Source organism: Microcoleus sp. Pol7_B2, assembly GCF_036701035.1.
GTDB lineage: Bacteria > Cyanobacteriota > Cyanobacteriia > Cyanobacteriales > Microcoleaceae > Microcoleus.
The window spans coordinates 1-10,749 of sequence record NZ_JAUBQB010000124.1 but is presented as its reverse complement, the minus strand read 5'-3'; the positions used below and the strand labels follow the sequence as shown (position 1 = coordinate 10,749).

The window sequence follows — 10,749 nt, the reverse complement described above, 5'->3', positions numbered from 1 at the left end:
CTTATATTTAACTCTGCTTGAATATATCGATCGCTCCTGCTCTTGGTTGGCGATCGATTATTCAGCAAGCCCTAAGTTGATATCTCGTCGTCGGCTCGATCTAATCAAGAACTAATATTAATAAGCTCTGGCGACTGAAGCGAGAAAAACTTTTTGAGGAGGAACATCGATCGAGCGCTCGAACCCCGCTGGACCTGACTCGCCGGGAAGTCCCCACCTAACATTCCTATAGGTGGGGACTTCCCGGCGGTTTTGTTAAAACTTAAAATAGTGTGCAGAATAACGGACTTGTACCTAAAGACAGACGAAAATATCGCTACCCCAACATAAAGGCTTTGTCTATGCAGCCAATTCGCACATTTAACGTTTCCCCGTCGCTACCGACAATTCTCGAACCCCTACGCAAGCTTGCCTACAACTTGCACTGGGACTGGAACGTCGATACCAAAGACCTCTTCCGCCGCCTCGATCGAGACCTCTGGGACTCCAGCAACCAAAACCCGGTGCTGATGCTCGGAACCATATCTCAAGAGCGACTGCAAGAAATGGCAGAAGACGAAGGCTTCATTGCCCAAATGAACCGAGCAGCCCAGCAGTTAGACGATTATCTCAAAAATCGCGCCTGGTACCGCAAACAGCGCGGCACCGAGCAGCAAGAATGCTACGCTTACTTTTCGATGGAATTCGGCTTAGTTAAAGCCCTACCCATCTATTCCGGCGGTTTGGGCGTGCTCGCAGGCGACCACCTCAAATCAGCTAGCGATTTGGGCTTGCCCTTAGTCGGTGTCGGCTTGCTATACCAAGAAGGTTATTTTTCGCAGTATCTCAACGCCGACGGCTGGCAGCAAGAACGCTATCCGCTCAACGATTTCTACAATATGCCGCTGCACCCAGAACGCAATCCCGACGGTTCGGAATTGCGGATTGAGGTAGACTATCCCGGCCGCAAGGTGTACGCCCGGATTTGGCGAGTACAAGTGGGAACGGTTCCTTTGTACCTAATGGATACAAATATTGAACCTAACAGCCGCTACGACCAAGATATTAGCGACCAACTGTATGGCGGTGATAAAACTCTGCGGATGCACCAAGAAATCATGCTGGGCATCGGCGGCGTGAAAATGCTCAAGGCATTGGGGCTGACAGTTACTGCTTATCACATGAATGAAGGCCACGCGGCTTTCATGGCTTTGGAACGTATTCGGATGCTGATGGAGGAATATCACCTGAGTTTCGTAGAAGCGGAACAGGTGGTGGTTTCGAGCAGTATGTTTACGACTCACACGCCGGTACCTGCTGGGTTTGACTTGTTCGAGCCGGATATGGTGATGCACTATCTGAGTCAGTATCCCAAGATGTTTGGCTTGTCGCAAGATGAGTTTTTAGGATTGGGCAGGGAGAATACTGCGGATTTGTCCGCACCTCTGAATATGGCAATTTTGGCAATTAAAATGTCGAGTTTTGTCAACGGGGTGGCGGCTTTGCACGGCGTGGTGTCGCGCCCGATGTTTCAGGGTTTGTGGCCGGGTTTGCCGCAGGAAGAAGTACCGATTACTTCAATTACCAACGGGGTGCACGCTCGCAGTTGTGTGGCGAAGTCTACTCAGGAGTTGTACGATCGATACCTTGGCCCGGACTGGGAAATGACAGGTAAGGACGATCGTCTCTGGGACAGGCTTTCGTCGATTCCTGATGAGGAACTATGGCGCAATCACGAACGCTGTCGATCGGAGTTGGTGGTGTTCGCGCGGGAGTGGCTGCAAAAGACTTTGCGCGAGCGCGGTGCTGCCCAAACGGAAATCGAACACGCGCGGGAAGCTCTCAATCCGAAGGTGCTGACGATCGGGTTTGCCCGTCGCTTTGCTACTTACAAGCGGGCGACGCTATTTTTGCGCGATGTCGATCGAATTATGCGGATCATGCGCGATCAAAATCGCCCGGTGCAGTTTGTGATTGCTGGGAAGGCTCACCCGATGGATATTCCGGGTAAAGAATTGATTCGGGATATCGTTCACTTCATCCGCGAGCACGAGACGATGAGCTCGATGGTGTTTTTACCGAACTACGACATTAACGTTGCTCGGATGATGGTTTCTGGATGCGATGTGTGGCTGAATACGCCACGCCGCCCGCGTGAGGCTTCCGGTACTTCCGGGATGAAAGCTTCGATGAATGGTTTGCCGAATCTGAGCATTCTTGACGGATGGTGGGATGAGGCTGATTATGTTCGTACCGGTTGGCCGATCGGACATGGGGAGTTTTACGAAGATACTAAGTATCAGGATGAGGTCGAGGCGAATGCTTTGTACGACTTGATGGAAAAAGAAGTTGTACCGCTGTTTTACAACCGGGATGCTGATGGAATTCCCCGCGGTTGGACGGAGAAAATGAAGGATTCGATTCGCTTGAATTGTCCTTTGTTCAATACTGCTCGGATGGTGAAGGATTACGCGCGGCGGGCATATTTCCCAGTGAGCGATCGCTACCACACCATGACTTCGGATAATTGCGCTCCCGCCAAGGAGTTGTCTCACTGGAAGAAGCACGTTCTCGCGAAGTGGAAGGATATTAAGATTGAGGCTGTTGATATTTCCCAGGATAAGGAAGTTAAGGTCAATCAGTCGATCTCTGTTAAATCTCGGATTAATCTGATGGGATTGACGCCTGCGGACGTGCAAGTTGAACTTTATCAAGGCTCGGTTGATGCTAACGGCGATATCATTGGTGGCGTGCCGGTGGTGATGGAGTATTTGGGAGAAGATTCTAACAATGCTAGCCTTTATACGGCTGACATTACTTATACTTCTAGTGGTTTGCAAGGTTTGTCGTTGCGGGTTTTGCCGAAGCACGATAATCTCAGCAGTCCTTATGAAGCTGGCGTGATTCTCTGGGCACATTAAAGGAAGTTCGGCAACGGATTAGCAAGGGCGGATGTAACGGATGTAACGGATGTAACGGATGGAAGGAAGAGGGAATCAGGAATCAGGAAGATTTTACCTATTCTCCCCCTCTCCCACTCTCCCACTCTCCCACTCCCTCTCTGCTTATCTTCCTTGGGGGATGACTATGTAGCCGGTTGTGCAATGATCGCCCAATACCAAACTCCGCTCTATTTCCTAGTACCACCAGTGACCGCGTATATAAGCGTACAGCAAGGAATCTCGCTGGTCTTCTAAGGCTTTGAGGGTGGCAAAACTGGTGGAAATTTCGGGGAGATTTGAACCACGGATGAACGCTGATTTTTATGCAGGATGTTTGCGAAATTCCGACTTGGTTCGAGGATTGAGCAATATCTACAATATACGGGCAGAATTTTATTAATTAGAGTTGAGATTCTGCCCGTTTTCCTTTTTTGTGGCTTTGCTGAATACAGGTATAAATTCAAAATTTCGGAATTTTTATAAGCCCAGTCGGGTGAGTTTTGTAACATCAAGCGAAAAGTTGATTCATACCGTGACTCAGCAAAGCCCAGAATCTATATCCCTCAATATGAAATCCGCCGAACAAAATAGTGGTTCCACAAGAGTCACACTTTTTCACACTGCGATTTCATAAAATTGAAGGAAGCCTTGATACACCTCTAGTTGAGGTTATTTAGCAACACCCGCTGGCTGCTGACGGTTTCGCACTTCCAGAAAAATCAACAAAGCATTAACATCAGCCGGATTTACCCCACCAATTCTGGCAGCTTGGCCAATAGTCAGCGGTTTCACCTTAGCCAACTTTTCCCGCGATTCTTTGGAGAGAGTTGTAATTGCCATGTAATCTAAATCTGCGGGCAATTGTCGGCGTTCGTGTTTGGCAATGTCATCGATTTGATTTTGCTGTCTTTGCAGGTAGCCGGAATATTTGATGTCAATTTCTGCACCATCTTTCTCAGCCAACTTCAGAGTAGAATTGCCTAAATTGTAGCGTTCCAAATCCACATAATGAAACCCAGGACGACGCAACAAATCAGCCAGAGTAATTGAACCTTTAATGGCTTGTTGAGTGTCTGCAAAAATTGCCTTGCCTACTTCCTCGTGCTCTTTCACCCGCGTCGAGTACAAGCGTTCCTTCTCTGCCACAATATTAGCTTGTTTGCGATCGAACAACTCCCACCGGCGATCGTCAATCAAACCAATTTCCCGTCCCAGCGGCGTCAAGCGTTGGTCAGCATTGTCCGAGCGCAATAATAGCCGATATTCCGATCGCGAAGTCAACATCCGGTAAGGTTCCCGCAAATCCTTCGTACACAAATCATCGATCAAAGTGCCGATATAACTTTGCTCGCGAGGAAACACAATCATCTCCTGATTTTTCGCAAACCTGGCTGCATTAATCCCCGCTACGAGCCCCTGTGCAGCCGCCTCCTCATATCCAGTTGTACCGTTCACCTGACCCGCGCAAAACAGCCCTTCAATCTTCTTAGTCATCAGCGTTGGAAAGCACTGAGTAGCCGGCAAATAATCGTACTCCACAGCATAAGCAGGCCGCATCATCTCGCACTTTTCCAAACCCGGAAGAGTCCGCAGCATTTGCAATTGCAAATTTTCTGGTAAACCAGTAGAAAAACCTTGGATATAAAGTTCAGGAATATCTCTACCTTCGGGTTCAATAAAAATCTGGTGACTTTCCTTATCGGCAAACCGCACAATCTTATCTTCAATACTCGGACAATAGCGCGGCCCCTTCGCATCAACCCAGCCGCCGTAGACTGGAGAAAGGTGCAAATTGTCTCTAATTAACTGGTGAGTAGCTGGCGTAGTTCGAGTCAAATAACAAGGCATTTGTTCCCGTTCGATCCAAACTTCTGGATCGAAACTAAACCAGCGAACCTCTGCATCTCCCGGCTGCGGTTCTAGGTTGGTATAATCCAGAGTACGCTTGTCAACTCTTGCCGGAGTTCCTGTTTTTAACCGACCAGTTTCAAAGCCCAAACGATTGAGAGTTTCCGTCAAGCCAACGGCGGCAAATTCTCCCGCACGTCCGGCGGGCATCGACTTATTGCCCACCCAAATCGTGCCACCTAAAAAAGTGCCTGTAGTCAGAATTACTGCTTTGCCTTCAAAAGCGACGCCGAAGTATGTTTCTACTCCGATAACTTCTTCGTTTTTGCCCAAAACTAAGTCTGTTACCATCGCTTCCCGGATGGTTAAATTTTCTTGATTTTCGACAATATTATTCATTACAGCGGCGTATTCCCGCTTGTCAGTTTGTGCTCGCAGGGCCCACACTGCGGGGCCTCTCGAAGCGTTGAGGACGCGCTTTTGTAAATAGGTGCGATCGGCCATTTTGCCAATTTCCCCGCCTAACGCATCAACTTCGTTAGTAAGTTGGGTTTTAGCCGGGCCGCCGACAGCCGGATTGCAAGGTTGCCACGCAATTTTGTCGAGGTTGAGGGTGAGGAGAAGGGTGCGACAGCCGAGGCGAGAAGTGGCGAGGGCGGCTTCGCAGCCGGAGTGTCCGCCACCTACTACGATGATGTCGAAACTGTCTTGGAATTGTACTGGAGTTTGTGCGGTCATGGTCTGCGTTTGAGCGGCAAGGACTCGTACTTTATTTTAGCAGTAATGTCGATCGTTTTGGGATTGGGTTTTTGGCAAAAATATTCATGGGGGATTTTTAACCGCAGAGGAACGCAGATGAACCTGGATGGAGGTCGGGTTCAATCTGAATTTGGCTGGTTGATTAGGCTCAAATTCATGCAGATTAATAGCGATTACAATTACGATCGATCATGCGATCGATAGTCAGCGACCAAAAGAGCAAAATTACCACAACCTTGTTAGGGCTACAATACACATTTGAATGGTTAGAACTTTCTAACCCAAGAGAGCCGCTGTGACGAGTATTCCTCCTCGAAATGCTGGGAACTGCACTCGAATTGAAAAACCTAAAATTGGAGGTTTTGCCGATTAGCCAGACCGAAACTTATCTGACAATTCTGTAGATTTACCCCCAACAGCTTGCAGATCACCTACATCTTCTCTACTATTCCTTCGCATCCTTCGCGTCCTTCGCGGTTCAATAATTCCGTACTGTTGCAGTTTTGCGCTATGTTAGACAAAAAAATCTCAACAAGCGTACACAAGTGAAATACTTCTTCTTATCCGACGGCTGGAAAGTTGGGCGCGTTTGGGGCGTAGGTGGCGAGTGGAGTCACGCCGCCTGGAGGCGGCCGCCGGACATCCAACAGCTCAACCTCTGTCTTTCCGATCGCAACGAAAAAATGTGGCTCTACCGGGTAGAAGACGCCGTACTTATGGTAGAAGTCCAACCAGCAGTCCGTCCCGATCCCGCCGATCCTGCCAAAAATATCGGCAACGTTACCCTCACCAGACTGATCGATGCCGAGCAAGTCCTCGAACGCCTCGGGACGATCGCCGCCCGCTGCGAAATGGGCAACCCGCAACTAATGTAATGCTCAACATATTGCAATCGGTTCTAACACTCGATACACTTCTTTAAATAACTTTCATTTTTATGCCTCCACCTTTGAAGGTAGATGGCAGTCGGCAAAAGGCAGAGTTTAAACCCAGCAGGTAACTGCTGGGGATTCAGAATCTGATTTTTCCGTAAAAATAGACATCATCACTTACACCTTGGAGAACCGCAGTCAATGGGACTACCCTGGTATCGCGTACACACAGTCGTCTTAAATGACCCAGGCCGATTGATTTCTGTACACTTAATGCACACAGCCCTCGTGGCAGGTTGGGCCGGCTCAATGGCCCTTTATGAACTAGCAGTTTTTGACCCCACAGACCCAGTTCTGAACCCGATGTGGCGTCAAGGGATGTTCGTGTTGCCCTTCATGACTCGCTTGGGAGTTACGGGTTCTTGGGGCGGTTGGAGCATCACTGGCGAAGGTAACGTCGATCCGGGCTTCTGGTCCTTTGAAGGCGTCGCCGTCGCTCACATCGTCCTCTCGGGCCTGCTGTTCTTAGCAGCAGTTTGGCACTGGGTATTCTGGGACTTAGAACTTTTCAGAGACCCTCGCACCGGTGAACCAGCCCTCGACTTGCCAAAAATGTTTGGCATTCACCTGTTCCTCTCCGGCTTGCTCTGCTTCGGCTTCGGCGCATTTCACCTTTCGGGACTTTTTGGCCCGGGAATGTGGGTGTCCGACCCTTACGGCTTGACCGGTCACGTCCAGCCAGTGGCGCCTTCTTGGGGCCCTGAAGGCTTCGATCCGTTCAATCCGGGCGGCATCGTGGCTCACCACATTGCAGCGGGCGTAGTCGGCGTAATTGCCGGTTTGTTCCACTTGACAGTGCGGCCGCCGGAACGTCTTTACAAAGCCCTGCGGATGGGGAATATCGAAACTGTACTTTCTAGCAGTATCGCTGCCGTGTTCTTTGCAGCCTTTGTGGTTGCGGGTACGATGTGGTACGGTTCTGCTGCAACTCCGATCGAACTTTTTGGCCCGACTCGCTATCAGTGGGACAGTGGCTATTTCCAACAAGAAATCGATCGCAGAGCTCAAGCTAGCTTGGCCGGTGGCCAAAGCTTCCAAGAAGCTTACGAACAAATTCCCGAAAAACTGGCTTTCTACGACTACGTGGGCAACTCTCCTGCTAAAGGCGGTTTGTTCCGGGCCGGCGCGATGGTCAATGGCGACGGTATTGCTAAATCTTGGCTGGGCCATCCAGTATTTACTGACAGCGAAGGTCGGGTATTGTCGGTTCGCCGTCTCCCCAACTTCTTTGAAACTTTCCCAGTAATTTTGACGGACAAAGATGGGGTCGTTCGTGCTGACATCCCCTTCCGCCGTGCTGAATCAAAATACAGCTTTGAACAAAGCGGAGTTACCGTCAGCTTCTACGGCGGCGAACTTAACGGTCAAACCTTTAATAATCCTCTAGATGTTAAGCAGTTTGCTCGCGCTGCTCAAAAAGGTGAAGTATTTGAATTCGATCGCGAAACCTTGAACTCTGACGGGGTGTTCCGCACTTCGACTCGCGGTTGGTTCACTTTCGGACACGTTTGCTTTGCTTTGCTATTCTTCTTCGGCCATATCTGGCACGGTTCTCGGACAATCTTCCGCGACGTGTTTGCTGGAGTTGAGGCTGACCTGGAAGAACAAGTCGAGTGGGGCCTGTTCCAAAAACTGGGCGACGTGACCACCAGAAGACAAGAACCTCTCTAAATTTCGCCAGCCTCTGGGTAGAGGGGAAACTTCCCCGCTACACAAAAACCCGGTTTCTTCAAGAAACCGGGTTTTTTTAGTTAATAATAAAACCAACAATTAAGATAAAATAATACGGCAAGGGAAGATAGGGAAAATTTAACATGGAAAGTGTTGCTTACATTTTGATTCTGGCTTTAGCCATAGGCGTACTATTTTTTGCGATCGCCTTTCGGGAACCTCCCCGGATTGGCAAATAATTAGCTATACGCCTCCAGCAAGTCCAAAATATCCTGAACCGGACTGCGGTTAGCCCGCATCATAAGTGATCCTCTTCGAGGGCTGCGCTAACGAATTTGGTGCGGGACTATTTTACCGCTGTTTGCTAAGTTATTTTTCTAGTCCAGCCATTCATCAGACCCCAGGCGGTTAGATGAATGGCAATTTGCTGGCAATGTCTGTTAAACTCAGCAATCATGCGCTGTTCCTCCTGCCAACACACAAATAGTCGCGTTCTAGAATCGCGTTCAGCCGAATCAGGTCAAAGCATCCGTCGGCGGCGTGAGTGTTTGAGCTGCCAGCACCGCTTCACAACTTACGAACGCATAGAATTTGTGCCGATTACGGTGATCAAGCGGGACGGCAAGCGCGAATCTTTTGATAGGTCAAAATTAGTTAGGGGATTGATTCGGGCCTGCGAAAAAACAGGTTTGTCTTCCGGGCATCTAGAAACTCTGGCAGAAGAAATTGAGGCGCAACTCCAAGGTCGATCGCTCCGAGAAATCGCCAGTTCAGAAATAGGGGAACTGGTGCTGTTGCACCTGCGCCCGCTCAGCGAAGTCGCTTATGTCCGTTTTGCCTCCGTATATCGGCAATTTCGAGGCATCCGAGATTTTGTAGATACTCTAAATCACCTTCAGAATCCCCTCAACGAAGCTGAAGTTACAGAAACGGGGACAAATTTTGACGCAGATTTGCCGGATGCCGAAGCAGTCGATCGAGAAAGCCCAGCATCCTGCGCTACTCCCAGCTAAGCTCGCTTAAATTAATTTTAAACCAGTATGCGTGTAAGTTATAATAGTCTACTTGACTCGGAATGTTAAGATTAAACGTTTTAACACAGAGTATGGAGTAACAGTAATGGCAAGCGCTGGTGTGCAGTTGCACCTGGCAAAAGTTAGCAAAAACTGACTTTAGTAAAAGATTTTGAAAAAAGTTAATCGCTTTTTCACCAAAATCTCGAATATCTGCCGGCACAAACGAAAAACATGAAGGAGAGAAATCCTAGGAAACTATTCGCATGGTCAATCTCAAAACCACAGTCAAAGACATCGGCTTTACTCACGAAGATTTTGCAGCCCTACTTGATAAATATGACTATCACTTTAGCCCGGGCGATGTAGTAGCGGGTACAGTTTTTAGTATAGAACCGAGGGGCGCTCTGATTGATATCGGTGCTAAAACAGCAGCGTACATTCCCATTCAGGAAATGTCGATCAATCGAGTCGAAAGCCCAGAAGAGGTATTGCAATCAAACGAAACCAGAGAATTTTTCATTCTAACCGATGAAAATGAAGACGGACAATTAACCCTGTCCATTCGGCGCATCGAGTATATGCGGGCGTGGGAAAGAGTGCGACAACTGCAAGCAGAAGATGCCACAGTACGATCGCAAGTATTTGCCACCAACCGCGGCGGCGCACTCGTGAGAATAGAAGGCTTGCGAGGCTTTATTCCCGGTTCTCACATCAGTACCCGCAAACCGAAGGAAGAATTAGTCGCCGAAGAATTACCATTAAAATTCTTAGAGGTAGACGAAGACCGCAACCGCCTAGTGTTGAGTCATCGTCGCGCCTTAGTTGAGCGCAAGATGAACCGCCTCGAAGTCGGGGAAGTCGTCATCGGTACAGTACGCGGTATCAAGCCTTACGGTGCCTTTATCGACATCGGCGGCGTCAGCGGCTTGTTGCACATCTCGGAAATTTCACACGATCACATCGATACGCCTCATAGCGTTTTCAATGTCAACGACGAAGTGAAAGTGATGATCATTGACTTGGATGCCGAGAGGGGCCGGATTTCTCTCTCCACCAAGCAGTTGGAACCGGAACCGGGCGCGATGGTCAAAAATCGCGAATTGGTATACGAAAAAGCTGAGGAAATGGCAGCTAAGTTCCGCGAGAAAATGCTGGCTCAAAAGCAAGCTAAAGCAGGCATAGACATTCCTGTAGACTCCATCGATGGTGATGACCTCTCCGACGAAATACTCGAAGATGTACCCTCAGCAATGGAAGAGGATCTGCCGGAAGTAGCACTGGAAGCAGCACCTGAAGCAGCACCCGAAGCAGCACCCGAAGCAGTATTAGATGTAGAGGAAGAAATCCCTCCTGCGACGGAAGAATAACATCACAGTTAGTGTGATTTAAAGAGGGAAAATTCCCTCTTTTTTTTTTGAGTTATATCGCTCTGTGACTGTTGACTGTTGACTATTGACTGTTGACTGTGAGGCAAAAAAATGAAAATTGCGCCAATTATTTGTGGGCAGGTTGATACGACTTTACGCCCCAATACGGTTCAGTTAAGGCTCAAACCCTGGTAAATTAGGTATTGTTTCCAAAAATGGAGAGTAAGTTAGCGTG

At 48.8% G+C, this 10,749-nt stretch carries 8 protein-coding genes; 7 read left to right on the top strand and 1 reads right to left on the bottom strand.

Annotated features, from left to right (window positions below; genetic code table 11):
* The first annotated feature begins 341 nt into the window (after positions 1-341).
* Positions 342-2,900: an alpha-glucan family phosphorylase gene (gene glgP / locus QUA57_RS27060; protein ID WP_333064828.1), complete on the top strand. Its 2,559-nt coding sequence runs from the start codon at positions 342-344 to the stop codon at positions 2,898-2,900.
* Positions 2,901-3,590: 690 nt separating this feature from the next.
* Here glgP and mnmG read toward each other — a convergent pair.
* On the bottom strand, positions 3,591-5,507 hold the full coding sequence (gene mnmG, locus QUA57_RS27055) for a tRNA uridine-5-carboxymethylaminomethyl(34) synthesis enzyme MnmG (RefSeq protein ID WP_333064827.1): 1,917 nt from the start codon (positions 5,505-5,507) through the stop codon (positions 3,591-3,593).
* On the opposite strand from mnmG, the gene QUA57_RS27050 reads away from it, so the two are divergent.
* The 6 genes from QUA57_RS27050 to QUA57_RS27025 all read left to right on the top strand — a co-directional run bounded on the left by QUA57_RS27050 (position 5,478) and on the right by QUA57_RS27025 (position 10,514).
* The gene (locus QUA57_RS27050; RefSeq protein ID WP_333251476.1) at positions 5,478-5,732 is read left to right on the top strand and encodes a hypothetical protein; all 255 of its coding nucleotides are present in this window, start codon (positions 5,478-5,480) and stop codon (positions 5,730-5,732) included. The two genes, mnmG and QUA57_RS27050, sit on opposite strands and share 30 nt — an antisense overlap.
* Positions 5,733-6,073: 341 nt before the next feature.
* Positions 6,074-6,403 (top strand): hypothetical protein, encoded by a 330-nt coding sequence (locus QUA57_RS27045; protein WP_333037185.1) that lies wholly within the window; start codon positions 6,074-6,076, stop codon positions 6,401-6,403.
* A 198-nt stretch (positions 6,404-6,601) separates the two neighbouring features.
* On the top strand, positions 6,602-8,131 hold the full coding sequence (gene psbB / locus QUA57_RS27040) for a photosystem II chlorophyll-binding protein CP47 (protein WP_333064826.1): 1,530 nt from the start codon (positions 6,602-6,604) through the stop codon (positions 8,129-8,131).
* Between the two features lie 143 nt (positions 8,132-8,274).
* Positions 8,275-8,370, top strand: a complete 96-nt coding sequence (locus QUA57_RS27035; RefSeq protein ID WP_006635641.1) for a photosystem II reaction center protein T — start codon at positions 8,275-8,277, stop codon at positions 8,368-8,370.
* A 216-nt stretch (positions 8,371-8,586) separates the two neighbouring features.
* Complete coding sequence (gene nrdR, locus QUA57_RS27030; protein WP_333064824.1) at positions 8,587-9,144, top strand: transcriptional regulator NrdR; 558 nt, start codon at positions 8,587-8,589, stop codon at positions 9,142-9,144.
* A 266-nt stretch (positions 9,145-9,410) separates the two neighbouring features.
* On the top strand, positions 9,411-10,514 hold the full coding sequence (locus QUA57_RS27025) for a 30S ribosomal protein S1 (protein ID WP_333064823.1): 1,104 nt from the start codon (positions 9,411-9,413) through the stop codon (positions 10,512-10,514).
* Positions 10,515-10,749 lie beyond the last annotated feature (235 nt).